Origin of the sequence: Gemmatimonas aurantiaca, assembly GCF_037190085.1 — a bacterium.
In the GTDB taxonomy this organism is placed as follows: Bacteria; Gemmatimonadota; Gemmatimonadetes; order Gemmatimonadales; family Gemmatimonadaceae; genus Gemmatimonas; species Gemmatimonas aurantiaca_A.
The window spans coordinates 256871-272584 of sequence record NZ_JBBCJO010000002.1 but is presented as its reverse complement, the minus strand read 5'-3'; the positions used below and the strand labels follow the sequence as shown (position 1 = coordinate 272584).

At 65.2% G+C, this 15714-nt stretch carries 13 protein-coding genes; 5 read left to right on the top strand and 8 right to left on the bottom strand.

Annotated features, from left to right (window positions below):
* Window positions 1-28: 28 nt before the first annotated feature.
* From WG208_RS02760 to WG208_RS02750, 3 genes are all read right to left on the bottom strand, one after another.
* Window positions 29-169: a hypothetical protein gene (locus WG208_RS02760; protein ID WP_337169787.1), complete on the bottom strand. Its 141-nt coding sequence runs from the start codon at window positions 167-169 to the stop codon at window positions 29-31.
* Between the two features lie 140 nt (window positions 170-309).
* Window positions 310-1047, bottom strand: a complete 738-nt coding sequence (locus WG208_RS02755) for an energy transducer TonB (RefSeq protein WP_337169786.1) — start codon at window positions 1045-1047, stop codon at window positions 310-312.
* 91 nt (window positions 1048-1138) lie between these two features.
* Window positions 1139-1879, bottom strand: a complete 741-nt coding sequence (locus WG208_RS02750; protein WP_337169785.1) for a TVP38/TMEM64 family protein — start codon at window positions 1877-1879, stop codon at window positions 1139-1141.
* A gap of 14 nt (window positions 1880-1893) precedes the next feature.
* Between WG208_RS02750 and WG208_RS02745 the strand changes: the two genes are divergently transcribed.
* Window positions 1894-3588, top strand: coding sequence for an amidohydrolase (locus tag WG208_RS02745; protein ID WP_337169784.1), 1695 nt, complete (start codon window positions 1894-1896; stop codon window positions 3586-3588).
* 81 nt (window positions 3589-3669) lie between these two features.
* Here the strand turns inward: WG208_RS02745 and WG208_RS02740 are convergent, their stop codons facing one another.
* Window positions 3670-6477 (bottom strand): M14 metallopeptidase family protein, encoded by a 2808-nt coding sequence (locus WG208_RS02740; protein WP_337169783.1) that lies wholly within the window; start codon window positions 6475-6477, stop codon window positions 3670-3672.
* 228 nt (window positions 6478-6705) lie between these two features.
* On the opposite strand from WG208_RS02740, the gene WG208_RS02735 reads away from it, so the two are divergent.
* Complete coding sequence (locus tag WG208_RS02735) at window positions 6706-7215, top strand: hypothetical protein (protein ID WP_337169782.1); 510 nt, start codon at window positions 6706-6708, stop codon at window positions 7213-7215.
* Window positions 7216-7346: 131 nt separating this feature from the next.
* Here WG208_RS02735 and rpsD read toward each other — a convergent pair whose 3' ends face one another.
* From rpsD to WG208_RS02720, 3 genes are all read right to left on the bottom strand, one after another.
* The gene (gene rpsD / locus WG208_RS02730) at window positions 7347-7964 is read right to left on the bottom strand and encodes a 30S ribosomal protein S4 (RefSeq protein ID WP_337169781.1); all 618 of its coding nucleotides are present in this window, start codon (window positions 7962-7964) and stop codon (window positions 7347-7349) included.
* Entirely contained in the window at window positions 7964-8368 is a 405-nt protein-coding gene (locus WG208_RS02725) for a hypothetical protein (RefSeq protein WP_337169780.1), read from the bottom strand. Before WG208_RS02725 ends, rpsD begins: the two co-directional genes overlap by 1 nt.
* A 234-nt stretch (window positions 8369-8602) precedes the next feature.
* Window positions 8603-11560, bottom strand: coding sequence for a prolyl oligopeptidase family serine peptidase (locus WG208_RS02720; RefSeq protein WP_337169779.1), 2958 nt, complete (start codon window positions 11558-11560; stop codon window positions 8603-8605).
* A gap of 114 nt (window positions 11561-11674) precedes the next feature.
* On the opposite strand from WG208_RS02720, the gene WG208_RS02715 reads away from it, so the two are divergent.
* The 3 genes from WG208_RS02715 to WG208_RS02705 all read left to right on the top strand — a co-directional run bounded on the left by WG208_RS02715 (window position 11675) and on the right by WG208_RS02705 (window position 13440).
* Window positions 11675-11935 (top strand): type II toxin-antitoxin system Phd/YefM family antitoxin, encoded by a 261-nt coding sequence (locus tag WG208_RS02715; RefSeq protein ID WP_337169778.1) that lies wholly within the window; start codon window positions 11675-11677, stop codon window positions 11933-11935.
* Window positions 11932-12303, top strand: coding sequence for a type II toxin-antitoxin system VapC family toxin (locus WG208_RS02710; RefSeq protein ID WP_337169777.1), 372 nt, complete (start codon window positions 11932-11934; stop codon window positions 12301-12303). The genes WG208_RS02715 and WG208_RS02710 overlap by 4 nt, the downstream gene beginning before the upstream one ends.
* A gap of 141 nt (window positions 12304-12444) precedes the next feature.
* On the top strand, window positions 12445-13440 hold the full coding sequence (locus WG208_RS02705; RefSeq protein WP_337169776.1) for a DUF4412 domain-containing protein: 996 nt from the start codon (window positions 12445-12447) through the stop codon (window positions 13438-13440).
* Between the two features lie 72 nt (window positions 13441-13512).
* Here WG208_RS02705 and WG208_RS02700 read toward each other — a convergent pair whose 3' ends face one another.
* Window positions 13513-15657 carry a dehydrogenase E1 component subunit alpha/beta gene (locus WG208_RS02700; RefSeq protein ID WP_337169775.1) on the bottom strand — a complete coding sequence of 715 codons (2145 nt, stop codon included), beginning with the start codon at window positions 15655-15657 and terminating at the stop codon, window positions 13513-13515.
* Window positions 15658-15714 lie beyond the last annotated feature (57 nt).

Genomic DNA, 15714 nt, shown 5'->3' with positions numbered 1-15714 from the left:
CTGAACGGGGTCGTGATCTCCGGCCGCCTTATTCCTCGCTCCAGGAATCATGGTCCGGAGAGACCAGATCGCTGGCCGACAACAGGGTGCCGGCCAGAAATCCGAAAGCACTCGGCGCCGCACTCTCTCCACGCACCACCCGGGCCGCCGACGCGCCGCGTTTGGTCACGACGATCTCAGGCGACGTGAGGGCGGTCGAAGGCGTGGGTTGTGTGGATTTGCGGGCTGGCGGCACGGCGCTCACTCCGGGGCTTGGATGGCATGGTAAGTATATGGCCGCGCGCGTGAGACCGTGTCCGCGGCCTTCCTCTACTGCAACTGAAACTGGAACGACTGCTGCACCAGTTGCGCCACCCGTCGGCCGCCGATCTCGGCGGGCATGAAGTGCATCCGCGTCAACGCGGCTTTCACGGCGGCAGTGAAGAGCGGATGATCGCTGCGAAGGGCCGAGAACGAGTCGAGGTTGGCGCGTCCGGTGGAGTCGACCACGAACTGCGCCAGCACCGTGCCCTGGGTGCCCGATGAGCGGAGGATCTCCGGGAATACCGGTGCCTTGCTGCCGGGCAGGAGCATGACGGCTTTCTCCACCTGATCCGCCGAGAAGTAGCCGGCCGATGTGGCCGGCCCTTCGCCGGTGCCTCCCGGAATCCCGTTCGGTGAGCCCCGGCGCCCGCCCTGCAGGAAGTCTTCCGCCGTGACGGGAGCGCGGGTGAGGTCGATGGGAGGAATGGTGGTCGGGATGTCGGTGATCGCCGGCAGTTGCGGCACGAGTGGTGCCGCGGCCGATACCGGCGTCATCGCACTGCTCGTGCTGGGCGTCTCCACCACCGCCGGTTTCGGCGGAGTTGGTGTGAACTCGGTCATGCGCAGTCGCTCCGCAGGCGGTTCCTCCACACGGCGTGTGTCCTGCGTGGCCGTGATGACGACGAGCGCACTCACGAGCGCGGCATGCATCCCGATGGAGACCATCGAACTGCCGGCGCGGGTATCGGCGGTGCGTGCAGAGGGCAGGGCCGTGGCGTGCGATTCGGGCAGACGCGTGAACATGTCGTTCTCCTCGGAGTGAGTGGTCTTCCGAGGGTACCCGCGCACGATGAAGGGTCGATGGCGGCATGGTGAACCGCCGATGACCCTTGGATTAACGCTCGCTGAGGTCTGCGTGAGCGGAGGATGAACGCGCGAGGTCGGAATCGGCGTCAGCCTCACGCAGGGCGCGCTGGGTGATGCGGGCGAGCAAGACGCCCAGCAGCACCGTCGCGCCAACGCCGACGGCCAGCACCCACGACGGCAACCCATTGTTGCCCGGCCCCCGCGATCCGGCGCGGCCCAGTGCCGCATACGAGCCGATCACCGGCAGCATGCCGACCATCGCCAGCACGAAATCGCGCAGGCGCACCCGCGTCGCACCCAGCGCATAGTTGGACAGCACGAAGGGAATGGCCGGCGACAATCGCAGCAGGACCATCAGGCGCAGGCCATCCTCTCCCACCACCCGGTCGATGGTCGACAGGGTGGGATGCCGGGCAATGCGCCGGCTCACCCAGTTGCGCAGCACGGTGCGTCCCAGCAGAAACGCCAGCGTGCCCCCGATGGTGGCGCCGAGCAGCACGAGCAGGGAGCCTTCGGCCACGCCGAACACCGCACCACCGGCCATGGTCAGCAGGAAGGCCGGCAGCATGCACACCACCACCGCCACATAGGCCGTCACGAACGCCACCGGCGCCCAGGGCCCCAGCGTATGGACCCAGGCGCTGAATCCCGGCAGGTACGGGGCCGCGAATTTCCCCACGCCGACCCCGAACAGGATCGGTACCGTCATGCCCGCCAGACGGCCGGCGGCGCGAACGAGCGCCATCGGCTCGCGGAAGGGGAGTGCCATGGACACAATATACCATGCCCAATACCACGCCTCTTTCCCTGCCTCGCATCCTGCCCCGCGCGGTCGCCATCGCGATCGCGGCCCTCGGTGTCGCCCTCGCTGGCGCCTGCGCCGACCGCCAACAGGCCCCGGTCACGCTGGCCATCGTGAACGCCCGTGTGTGGACGGGCGACAGCACCGCCCCGTGGGCGGAAGCCGTCGCCGTGTCGGGCGATCGCATCACCGCCGTGGGAACCTCCGACGACATCCGACGCATCGCGAATGACGTGGAAGTCATCGATGCCCAGGGCGGCATGGTCACGCCGGGCTTCATCGATGCACATGTGCACTTTCTCGATGGCGGGCTCGCGCTCGCGTCGGTGTCCCTGCGTGATGCGAAGACCCGCGAGGAGTTCATCGCGCGCATCCGCGACTACGCGAAGTCGATTCCCAAGGGGGAGTGGATCCGCAACGGCGACTGGGATCACACCAACTGGGGCGGCGAACTGCCCACGCACGAATGGATCGATTCGGTCACACCGGACAATCCGGTGTGGATCAACCGGCTCGATGGACACATGCAGTTGGCGAATCGTCTCGCGATGGAAGCGGCGAAGGTCGACCGCAATACCCGCGACATCGCGGGTGGCACCATCGTGCGTGACGCCCGTGGCAATCCCACGGGCATTTTCAAGGACAACGCCATGGGGCTGATCGATGCGGCGCAGCCTCCACGCAGTGCCGCCGAACTCGATCGGGCGCTCGACGCCGCGATGGCCTACGTGGCCGCGCGTGGCGTCACCAGTGTGCACAACATGGGCACGTTCGGGGATCTCGTCGTGTTCGATCGGGCGCGCGGGCAGAATCGCCTGCACACACGCATCGTCTCGCAGGTGCCGCTCGCGCAGTGGCAGGCGTTGCGCGACACGGTGAAGGCGCGCGGGCATGGCGACAGTTGGTTGCGCATTGGCGGACTCAAAGGCTTCGTGGACGGATCACTGGGATCGCATACCGCGGCCATGCTGCAGCCATTCACCGATGTGCCCACCGACACCGGGCTCTTCGTCACGCCGGCCGACAGCCTCTATGCGTGGACACGCGGCGCGGACTCGGCGGGGCTGCAGGTGATGGTGCATGCCATCGGCGATCGGGCCATCCGCACGCAGCTCGATGTGTTCGAACGGGTGGCGCGCGAAAACGGCGCGCGTGACCGGCGTTTCCGCATCGAACATGCCCAGCACATCGCACCGGAGGACATCCCGCGTTTTGGTGCGCTGCCGGTGATCGCCAGCATGCAGCCTTATCACGAAGCGGACGATGGGCGCTGGGCCGAAAAGGTCATCGGCCCCGAGCGGGCGAAGGGCACCTATGCATTCAAGTCATTGCTCGCGTCGCATGCGCGACTGGCGTTCGGTAGCGACTGGTTCGTGGCTCCGCCCACACCGCTCGAAGGCATCAAGGCCGCGGTCACGCGTCAGACCCTCGACGGCGCACATCCCGGCGGCTGGGTTCCGGAAGAGAAGATCACGGTGGAGGATGCGCTGCGGGCGTATACGAGCGGATCCGCGTATGCCGGCTTTCAGGACAAGGACGTTGGTGTGATCGCCAAAGGCCGGCTGGCGGATCTGGTGGTGCTGAGTCGCGATCTCACCACGACACCGCCGGATTCACTGGACAAGGTGCAGGTGAATGCGACGATCGTTGGTGGGGTGGTGCGGTATCGGCGGTGAGGTGAGCATGCAAAACGGGGGAGATGGCCAAGGTGCCATCTCCCCCGTCGTGCATCTCCTGCTGTGAAGCGTATCGACCGCTTACTGCACGGCCTTGTCAGGACGCTTGAAGCCACCGTCCAGCGCGTTCAGGAACAGCTTGTACGTGCCGTGCGGCTGCGAGCGGAAGAGAATCTCCGGTCCGAAGAGCCAGATGGTGCCCTTGCCAAGCTGCGCCTCGGCCATCGCCGTGCCGCCCTTCAGCAGATCCTGACCCCACGCCCAGCCCGACGTGAGTGGCTTGTCGGTGTCGAACGTGGCGATGGCGCGGATGCCACGCGACGCGGCGTCGGCAGGCAGCTTCATCACCGGGCTGTTGTCGAACATCACGCTCGGACGCGGCGCCATGCCGGTCGCGATCGTCATCGACGTGTCGACCTTCACCTCGAGCAGCGAGCCCGGGATGTAGTACTTCTCACCCGGATACGCGCGGCCGTTGGCGTCGACGAGGTAGTTGTCGATGGGCAGGCCCATTGCCTTGCCGAGGCCGATGGAGGACCCGATGGCCACCACGCGGCCGCCGGCTTCGACGAAGGCCTTGATGGACGGCACCGACTGCTCCGTCGACACGCGGCCCAACTGACGGCGATACTCGGCCGGGATGAGCGTGGTGTCGGGCGAACCACCGAAGCCGGCGCCGAAGCCCGGACGATCGGTGAACGAGCCGTCGGTGAAGACGAGCACGTCATACTTGGCCTTGAGGTTGCCCGCATCGAGTTCCTGCGGGAACACCACCGTGTACGGGTATTCGAACTTCTCGAGCACCAGACGCGTCCAGCCGCTCGGCATGCTGCCGCCGTACCGATCGATGAGACCGATGCGCAGCGGCGTCACCGGCTGCGACGCACTGGGCTTGCTGTTGGCTGCCGCGAAGTTCACACCGAGATCCTTCGCCGCCTGCGCGACGACCTTGTCGGCCGCACCACCGGCGGGGATGAACCACGAACCGGCCGGCCACGTCGTGCCACCGTCATTGAACGCGGTGGGGATGCGCTGGGCCTTCACCTTCACCTTGCCCAGACGGTTGGCGACCGTGGCCGCATCGTTCACTTCAGGACGGATGAAGTACCCCGCCTTGCCCTTGGCCACCGTACCGGCCGGCATGGTCGTGATGCCGTTGACCTTCTCGAACGAGCCGCTCGGCGGCGCGTCGAGCACGCGCTCGAACTGCACACCCATCTGGAAGGCGAGCGTCCAGCCGGCGTTGTCGTACGGCGGGACCGGCGGGCCACCCGGATAGCGGAAATCGTTCGGGTGATCCTGCGGTTCGAACATGTCGAGCACATGCGAACGGAAGGCCTGATTGGTCTTGATCACCCACGAACCGGTCGGAAACTGCTTGCCGTTGGCCGAGAAGGGGGCAGTGGCCTTGAGCACGTCGATGCCCGAGTACTGCAGCGCCTGGACGAACTTGGTGGCCGTCGCAAAATCGTTCTGCGCGCTGCTCAGGATGTACGCGCGCGGATCGCGGTTCTCGGGCTTCTTGAGTTCCGCCATGTACCGATCGTTGGCAACCGCGCTGGCGATGTTGGCCGGGCCACCACCACCACGCGGACCACCACCACGGCCCTGTTCCGCGGCGGCACCACCCGCGGAACGGTCGGCGGTGATCTTGGCGATCATCGCATCGACACGCTTGGGCGAGATGGTCCAGTTGTCCTTCGAACCGGCGGTGATCTGGTCGTTGCCCATCACCCAGCGGTTGAACAGGAACGTCTCGCGGTAACGCGACGCCATGTCGAGGAAGGCGTAGTTGGCCGACACCGAGTAGTCGATCGACTGACGGAAGTGCCATTCCTGCGGCGCGATGGGCGCGGGCAGTCCGGCCGACCGGAGCTGGCGTTCCGGCACCAGCGCAATGCGCATGGGCGTCGGGTTGCCGATGGTCTCGGTCAGGATGCCGATCTGGTTGTGGTAGTAGCCGGTGGTGCGCAGACCACCGTTCCACCACGTCGAGTAGTTGGAGCCGGCGCGGAACGTGAGTCCGGGCTTGTGCTCGAGCACGAAGCGGTGGTTGAGCGCCGCGCCCACGAGGTCGAGACCCGTGATGATGGCCGGGTGGAACCAGTAGTTGGCCGGATCCCGGTACGGCGGCGCCGCCATCACCGTGCCGGTCGGACCGGTCTGGTGATGGTTGTACATGATCTGCGGATGCCACTCGATGAACAGCTGCTTCGACATGTTGCGCGTCTCGGCCAGCGCGTTCATGTACGAGTCGCGGTTGTTGTCATGGCCCGCGTACTTCTCGTAGAGACGCGGAATCGTGCCCGTGGTGCGGCGCGCCTTGTCGGGCTCTTTCATGTACCAGTCCGACACGAGCTCCATGCCGTCCGGATTGGCGTGCGTCATCAGGATGACCACGTCGTTCAGGATGCGCATGGTTTCTTCGTCGGTGCGGCTGGAGAGCTGCCAGAGCGTCTCCATGAGCTGCTGAGCACCGAGGACTTCCGTGGCATGGAGTCCACCGTCGATCCAGAAGACGACCTTGCCTTCCTTGGCGAGCGCGGCCGCGGCGGCCGAATCGAGGCCTTCGGCCTTGGCGAGCCTGGTGGAGATTTCCTTGTAGCGCGCCAGGTTGCGGTGGTTGGCCGGGCTGGTGACGATGGCCATGATCTGCGGCCGGCCTTCTTCGGTGAGCCCGATGGTATCGAGCTTCACGCGGTCGCTTTCCTGGGCGACCTTGGCGAAGTACTGGTTCAGCCGGGTGTAGTTGGGGAGCTCGTAGTCGGCTCCGATGTCGTGCCCGAAGAACTGTTTGGGCGACGTGCGCTGCTGAGCCGGGAGCGCGAGCGGAGCCGCGACCGACAACAGAGCCAGCGAAAGCCGGGTGACGCGACGCAGTCGAGTCATGCGTGGGGACGGGTGGAGAGGATGCAGGGACAGGTGGGGCGGGCCACAGGATGCCCCGGAACGACATGGGACATAAGGGTTACGATGGGCGGCCGGGGGGCGTTGGGGCAACCCATCGGCCGCCGGGGATGGCACGGCGCCCCCGAACTGGAGAATTTGCAGTCATGGAGACGCCGACCGCCATATCTGTGTGGCGGTGCGACCCCCTGTCTTTTCCGGAGAATCCCGATGTCGGTTTTGATGATGGCCGGTCGTACTGCAGTCAGGAGCACGGTCGCGACCGCGATGACGATGGCCCTGGTGCTCGCGCCGCTTTTCCTGGTGGGCGCGCAGGAGCAACCGCCGGCCAAGCAGCCCCCGGCGATGGACCACAGCAAGATGGATCACTCGGCCATGCACGGCGCCAAGGCCGAGGCGTGGAAGGAGCTGGATGCCTACCACATGCTGATGATGGCCACCTGGCACCCGGCCAAGCAGAACAACGATATGGCGCCCATCCGGGCCAAGGCCGCCGAGATGGTGGCCGCCGCCAAAGTCGTGGCCGCGTCGAAGGCGCCGGCGAGCTGCCAGAAGCCCGAGCTGGCCAAGGCCCAGGCCGCGCTGCCCGCCGAGACGGAGAAGGTGGCCACCCTGGTGACCAGGAAGGCCTCCGATGTCGACCTCAAGACCGCGCTCGCCACGCTCCACGAGAAGTTCGAGGTGCTCGAAGAGGGGTGTGGCGGCGGCATGAAGCATTAAGGACTCTGGGTTTCATATCAAAAGGGAGCAGGGAGGAGCTGATCAGGGAGGAGATCGATAGGAACCACTATTGATCTCCATCCTGGCCAACTCCCTCCTGCTCCCTTTTGATATAAAACGAAGAATCCTTATTACCGGGCGTAGTACTCCACGATCGCCGCATCATTGACCGCGAAGGGCACGCTTTCCCGGGTCGGCGGCGAGATCATGCGGCCTTCGAGCGGGGTGTCGTCCGTCTTGGCCAGCCAGCCAGGCAGTTTGACCTGCGGGCCGCGCGAAAGCTGCTCGATGATGTGCGGATTCTCGGCCATGCGCGGATCGAGCTTGATCATGTCGCCGGTGCGGAGGCGATAGCCGGGCCGGTCGACGCGGCTGCCGTTCACGTGGATATGGCCGTGCACGACGAGCTGGCGGGCGGCGGGAATGGTGCGCGCGAATCCGAGTCGGAAGACCACGTTGTCGAGCCGCGATTCGAGCATGGCGAGCATCACGTCGCCGGTGCGGCCGGGGCGTGTCTTGGCCATGGAATACGTGCGGCGGAGCTGGTTCTCCGAGATGCCGTAGTGGAAGCGTACCGCCTGTTTGGCCTCGAGACGCTGCCGGTACAGGCTGACCTTGCGGCGGCGGGCCGTGGCCTGCCCGTGCTGTCCCGGCGGGTAGGGGCGGCGTTCCGCGTCCTTGGCCGTAAGGCCAGGGAGTTGGATGCCCAGGCGGCGAATGATCTTCACACGGGGACCAAGACGGCTCATCAGTCTTCCTCCAGGGGGGACCACCGCCGGGCGGCGGTGTCAGTGGGATCGTCGAGAATGGGGGCGTCGTCGGCGGCGATCTCCGCGCCCAGATTGGCGAAGAGACGGGCGCCGGCGAGCAGGCGATGGAGTTCGGCGACCTCTTCGCGACGGAACCGGAAACCGGCGCCATTGTGCCCGAGCCAGATCACGGCATGATCACTGGGGGTGCTACCGGGTCGCATGCGGCCGGTATCGTAGGCGGCGACGGTGTCGGTGAGGGCAGAGAGGTCGGCGGCATTCATGGAGAGGATGGCATTGCCGAACCGCAGCTCGAACGCGCCACATGCGCGACAGCAACGCACGAAACCGCGCCGGGATTCGAACAGCATCTCTTCGTGCACGTGCGGAAACTCTTCCGCCATGCTTGCCTCCGTGTTGGATGAGAACGCCTATCAACTAGTACGTTCGAAGTATTCACGGGGAATAAGGATAAGAACACTCGGAATTATACGTACAGGGGTTTTTAAGGAAGTGGGTTGATATCAAAAGGGAGCAGGGAGGAGCTGGTCAGGGGGGAGATCAATAGCGGTTCCTATCGATCTGCTTCCTGACCAGCTCCTCCCTGCTCCCTTTTGATATCAACCCACTTCCCTATTTCACATGGCTACTTTCTTCGCCTCGAGCTTCTTCTTCTGCTCGCGCAGGTGCTCGTCCATCTTGAGCCGCGGGATGCCATTCTTCAGCCACTCCGGCGCCGGCTGGTTCTTGAGGTACGAGTCCCAGTACTCCATGAGCCGCTGCGAGTAGTCCTTGCGGTTGCGCAGTTGCGCCAGACCGTGATTCTCGCCCACGTACTCCAGCAGGATCACGTCCTTGTTCAGCTGCCGCAGCGTGTTGTAGTACGTGATGCCCTGATTGAAGTCCACCGCGCCATCCTTGTCGTCGTGCAGGATGATGAGCGGCGTCTGCACCTTGTCGGCGAACCGGTTGGGCGAGTTGCGCTCGTAGGCCTCGCGGTTCTCGATGAAGTTGCCCTTGAAACGTCCCTGCGAACTCTGGAAGATCGCCTGGTTCGTTCCGCCGGTGTTCCAGTACACCGAGCTGTACATGCTCACCATGTCGGTGAGCGGCGCGCCGGCCACGGCGCTCTTGAAGATGTTGGTCTGCGTGACCAGGAACGACGTCTGATACCCGCCCCACGAGTGCCCGTGCAGTCCGACGTTGGCCGAGTCGACGATGCCGGTACGGATGGCCGCTTTCACGGCCGGGACCACGCTCCACACGGCACTCATGCCCGGATCGTTGAGCTTGTACACGATGTCGGGCAGGAACACCGCGTAGCCGCGCGACGTGTGCACGCCGATCAGTGCGTTCGGTGAGCTCGAGAACGTGGGCGAGTAGAAGGTGTTGAGATTGTCCGACTGCAATTCGTAGATGAACGTCAGCGTCGGATACTTCTTGCCTTCTTCGTATCCCGCGGGCAGGTACAGCGCGCCCTGCAGCGAATCGCCCTTGTCGGTCACGTAGTTCACCAGGCGCGAACCGGCCGACCACGCCACGCCGTTCATGTTCGGATTGGCATCGGAGAGACGCACCGAGTCGGTGAGCGCGTTGGCGCCGAAGCTCACCCGCCAGTAGTCGGGGAAACGCGTGGAGGTCTGGATGGTGGAAACCCACACCTCCGCATTGCGCGCGCGCATCGGCGCATGCCGGGCATCGCGCCATCCGGTCACGGCCATGACGCCGTTCTTCGCCGGATCGATGCGCACCACGGCTTCCTTCTTCGTGCGCGCCTGCATCGCCACCATGTAGAACGGCTTGGCGAGATCGATCGTGCGATCGGTGGGGTCGGTGTACACGACGCGGCTGTAGCGGATGCGTTCCGCCCGGCCGTTGCCGGTGAGGTTCGCCCAGCTCCTGCCGGCCATGCCCACGCGCCACACATCGTAGTTGTCGCTGATCAGCGCGAAGCGACCGTCGCGGCTCCAGCCGATCACATTGGTGGACGGACGATCGACGTTGTGATCGTCCTCGGTGTCGATAAACGACGTCGGTGCACCGGCCGTGACATTCGTGACGGCCTTCGTCGCGACATCGTACGCGTGGAAGTTGCCGTCGTCCCAGAACAGCACGGTACGACCATCCGGCGACAGCGAGGAGTAACCACGCATCTGCTTCTTCACCGCCACGCGATTGCCGGTGCGCATGTCGGTGAGATACACATCGCGATACTGGATGCCGTCCACGCTGGCCTGACGCTCATACGGCTGGTTCTCGCTGCTCAGCATCCAGCGGTCGTGGGCGGTCACGGTGCCCGTGCGCACCTCGGCGTTGGTGAGCTGCACGACCTGCTGCGTGGCCGGCAGGTACGTGGCCATGAACGAGAAGCCCTTGTCCGCCTGTTCCTGTACCAACTGCATGCTCTGGAGACGCGGATCCTTGTGGTGCCAGAGAATGAGCGTCGGACGCTCGTCGTCTTCGAGCAGCTCGGCGCGCGGCAACGGCGACGTGGCCACACGCAGGCCGATGAGCAGTGCGTCCTGCTGCTCCAACCAGCGCGGCGCACGATCGGGGCTCACTTCCATACCGATAGGCAGTATGGCCTTTCCGCCCAGTCCAACAGTCACCATCTGCTGCGTGGGAGCTCCCACGCGGGACACGCCCATGGCGGCCCATGTCGTGTCGGTGCCGGCGCTATCGGCCGTACCTTTGAGAAATCCGAACGCGGGCAGCGTATCGCTCCAGGTGAGACGGCGATACAGCGCCTTGCCCGCGTCGATGGACTTCACGACACCGGTGGCGAGTTCGCGCAGTTGCACGCCGTTGCCGGCCTGTTCACGCGCATCGATGGTATAGGCGAGCCAGCGGCCTTTGTCGTCGAAGGAGAAGTCGGCAACGTTGCCCACGTTGAAGAGCGTGCCCGCGCCGAGTTCGTACAGCAGCATGTCCGTGCCTTCCACGCGTCCACCGCCACCACCCAGCGGATTGCCGCCCATGCCCGGCGCGCCGGCGGTGGGACCACCACCGCCACCTCCGCCACCCCCGGCCGGGGCGTCAGGTCCGTACGCCTGCATGGCCAGCCACTTCGGGGCGTCCCCGCCAAAGGCGATGCGACGCACCCGATCGAATTCCCGCGTCTCACCGGAGACGAGGTTCACCACCAGCGCCTTGCTCACCACCGGCCGGCGCTGCTGGCGCAGGCGCTTCTGCTCGGCGGCCTTGGGATACACCAGCATGGCCACCCACTTGCCGTCGCCCGAGAGCTGGAGCCCCGGAAGCGAGCCGCCGCCGAACGGACCACCGGCCGCCGCTGGCGCCTCCCCGACGGGGAAGCGCATCTCCTTGCCGCCGGCCGCGGTCTGTCGCACCACCACCTCGGCGTCGCCTTCATTGGGAGCGACGACATAGGCGAACCAGGCACCGTCGTTGGACAACGTGGCACCGCGGAGCGTCTTCCAGGCCGAGATGTCGGCGGCGGTGATGGGATGGGTCGGGCCCTGGGCGGCGATGCGCCCATTGGGGATCACGGGCGCGAGCGTTACCACGGCGGCCAGCGCTGCCGAGCTCGGCAGACGGGTGACCCGAAGCAGAGCGCGCCGGAAAGGCGAGGACATCGGAGCTCCAATCGAAGAAGGGACGTCCGAAGATACGCGCAGGGTCGCTACTCGCGCTGAGAACCGGGATGTGGCTGATGTTGACCAATTTGGTCAATATGAATATTTAGCAGTATGGCAGCGAAAGTCGTTCGTGAATCGGTGGGTCTCTACGAGGCCAAGACGAATCTCTCATCGCTCGTGGATCGCGCGGCGGCGGGAGAGGAAATTCTCATCACCAAGTCTGGCCGTCCGCTGGCCCGTTTGATGCCGCTCGAGGATGAGAAGGCGAAGCGCATACCGGGACAGGGGCGTGGGCAGTGGGGCATCCGTCGCAACTTCGATGCACCACTGCCGCAGGAGTTGCTGGAGGTATTCGAAGGTACGGACGAATGAATCTGCTGCTCGACACCCACGTGCTCATCTGGTGGGATTCGGGTATGCCCCTCTCAAACGAGGCGCAGCGAGCCATTCACGAGGCGGACATGGTATTCGTTTCCGCTGCCACAGCGTGGGAAGTCGAGATCAAACGGGCGCTCGGTCGTGCGGTGGGTTCACGTCGGGTTGACGAAGCGGTGGTTGCGTCGGGCTTTCGGGAGTTGCCCGTGCTCTTCCGACACACGCAGCGACTGCAGGGTCTGCCTCCCGTTCACCGTGACCCTTTCGATCGTCTCCTGATTGCGCAGGCGCAGGACGAGGGGTTGACCATCGTCACGCGTGACGCGCAGTTCCGTGACTACGAAGTCCCGACTATCGCGGCGTGACGGCGGGCCCATGTAGCACAAACACCCCTTTCGTCACACTCCCGGCCCGTTCCTTGCCCCCCGACCCGGGCCGCATAGTTTCAAATGGTTGGTTCGGCGCGTCCACGTTCGTGACCGCTCTTCGACGATGAGGATTCCATGATGACCATGACGTTCCGCGCCACTACCGGGCTGGTGGTGGGTTCGCTGTTGCTGACCGCCGCCAAACCGCTGCCCAGGTCCGCCGTGCCGCCCACGCCCACGCCCGTGGCGTCGGGCGTGACGTTCACCTACCGCATGACCTCCTCCAGCAGCGACAAGCGTACGCGCGAATCGCGCAACATGCTCACCACCGTGCGCATGCAGGATGGCAACATCCGCATGGACTATGTGGAGGGTGTCACGCCGCTCGGGGAGAAGAACGGCTACGTACTCGTGCAGGGCGATGCCGGCAAATTCGTCATCGTGAACCCGAAGGACAAAAAGGCCATGGTCATGAGCGCTGAGGGTTTCGGCAGCGGCTTCGGCGCGCTGATGAACAACCCGATGCTCAAGATGACCATGAGCAACACGTCCTTCCGCTTCAAGGACATGGGCGCGGGCGAAACCATTCTGGGTTACAAGACCCGCAAGGTGCGCACGTGGTACACGAGCACGATGGAGCTCAAGGCCATGATGATGCCCGATCAGAAGATCACCACAGCCGACTCCAGCGATCAGTGGATTGCCCAGGGCATGGATCTGGGCGCCAAGGACATGGAGCGGTGGGCACGGTCGTTCGCGTCGGGTGTGAAAGCCACGAATCCCGAACTCGAAGCGGAGATGAAGAAGTACGCGAACGAGTACGCGAAGTCGGGGATCGCGCTCCGCACCATCACCTGGTCCAAGCAGACCGACAAGAAGGGCAAGGTCACCGCGGACACCATCACTTCCGAAGTGACCGACATCAAGGCCGGCTCCATCGATGCCGCGATGTTCGAAGTCCCCAAGGGATACGAGGTCGTGGACATGAGCAAGATGATGGCGGACATGGCGGCGTCGATGGACAGCGCGAAGGCCGCCGAGGGCAAGGACGGCAAGAAGGCCGAGGAGAAGGGCTCGGCCTCGGACGCGCTCAAGCAGGGGCTCGGCGGTCTGCTCAGAAAGAAGAAGAACTGAACGGCGGATACGAACGACAGAACCCCCGATCCACATCTCGTGGATCGGGGGTTCTTCGCTAGGCGACCACCGTCAATACGCCGCGAGTTCCACGTACGCCTGACGGAACGTCTCCACCTGCGGCAGCGTGGCGTCTTCGAGCTGCGGGGCGTAGCCCACCCACGCGTCCGCACTGGCAATGCGGCGCACGGGGGCGTCGAGCCAGGCGAAACATTCGTCGGCGATCTTCGCGGCGATCTCCGCGCCGTACCCGAACGACAGCGAGTCTTCGGTGGCCACGATGACCCGGCCCGTCTTCTTCACGCTGTTGAACACGGTCTCTTCATCCCACGGCGAGAGCGTGCGCAGGTCGATGACCTCCACGCTCGGGCCCCCTTCGTCGGCGATCTGCTTGGCCGCCACCAGCGCACGCTGCACGGTGGCGCCGTACGTCACGAGCGTGATGTCGGAACCTTCACGCAGGATGGACGCCTTGCCGAACGGGATCATGAAGTTGGGGCCGGGATACTGCCCCTTGTTGTACGTCTGCCGGTACAGGTGCTTGTGCTCGAGGAAGATGACCGGGTCGTCGCCGCGGATGGCGGTGCGCAAGAGACCGTTGGCGTCGAGCGCATTGCTCGGGCACACCACACGCAGGCCGGGGTTGTGCGTGAACAGCGACGCGCCCGTCTGCGAGTGATAGATGGCGCCGCGGATGTAGCCGCCGTACGTGGTGCGCACCACCACCGGTGCGGTGAACGCGTTGTTCGAACGCCAGCGCATGGTGGCGAGTTCACCACGCAACTGCATGAAGGCCGGCCAGATGTAGTCGAAGAACTGGATTTCGACCACCGGCTTGAAGCCGCGGTGCGCGAGTCCGATGGCGCGTCCGATGATGTTGGCTTCGGCGAGCGGCGAGTTGTACACGCGCGCACCGCCGAACTTGCTCTGCAGGCCGTGGGTCACCTTGAACACCCCGCCCTTGCCCTTGACCTTGCCGAGGTACTCTTCGCGCGAGACGTCGGCCACGTCTTCACCGAACACGAGGATGCGTTCGTCGCGGGCCATCTCGTCGCGCATGCAGGCGTTGAGCAGATCCACCATGGTGGTGGGCTCGCCGCTGAACTGCGGATCGTCTTCCGTGTCGAAGCGTTCCGACGTGGGGTCCACATCGGGCGAGTACACGGCATAGGTCACCGTGTCCGGCGCCGGCTGCGGCTGCGCGAGCGCGTCGTCGGTGGCGGCGAGGATCTCTGCGTCGGCCGCATCGCGGATGGCCTGGATCTCGGCTTCGGTGGCATGCCCCTCGGCGATGAGCCAGGCAGGGAACGTCGTGATCGGATCGCGCGCCGCATCGGCTTCCCGCTCCTCGGGCGGACGATAGAACACTTCGTCGTCCGACAGCGAGTGCGAGTACGGGCGGATGACCTTGGCGTGCACGAGCGCCGGTCCCTTGCGCTCGCGGGCGTACTGCACCGCGCGCTGCATGACCTCGTACGACGCCAGCAGATCGCAGCCGTCGACTTCCTGGATGTAGAGGCCCGGGAACGACGCGACGAGCTTGGAGATCGAGCCGCCGGCGGTGTTCACTTCGACCGGCACCGAGATCGCGTAGCCGTTGTCCTCGACGATGTAGACGACCGGCAGCTTGAGGTTGGAGGCCGTGTTGAGCGACTCCCAGAACTCGCCTTCGGAGGTCGTGCCGTCACCGGTGGTGACGATGGTGACTTCGTCGCCATGGAAGCTGTCGTCGGCCAGGTCGGTCTTCGCGGCGCGCAACGTGGCTTCGGCGCTGCCGACGGCCTGCAGGAACTGCGTGCCGGTGGGCGAGGAGACCGAGACGATGTTCAGGTCTTTGTGCCCCCAGTGGCTGGGCATCTGACGGCCGCCCGAATTCGGATCGACGGCCGCGCCGACGGCACTGTAGAGCATCTCGGCCGGCGTCATGCCCAGCTGCAGGCAGAGTGCGCGGTCGCGGTAGTAGAGATAGAACCAGTCGTAGGCCGGCTTGGTGGCCAGGCCCGCGGCGGTCATGATCGCTTCGTGTCCGGCGCCGGAGATCTGGAAGAAGATGCGGTTCTGGCGCTTGAGCTGGATTTCCTTGTCGTCGAGTCGGCGTGAGGTGTACATCACGCGGAACGCATCGAGCAGCTGCTCGCGCGAGAGGGCGGGCGCGCTCGGCGTCGGCTCTGAAGTCGCCGCCTGGCGGGCGCGGCTCGGACGGGTCGAAGTGGCCATCGGTAGGCTCTGGGGGGACGAACGGAAAACGGGCAACAGTTCAACTTAGTGAAACGC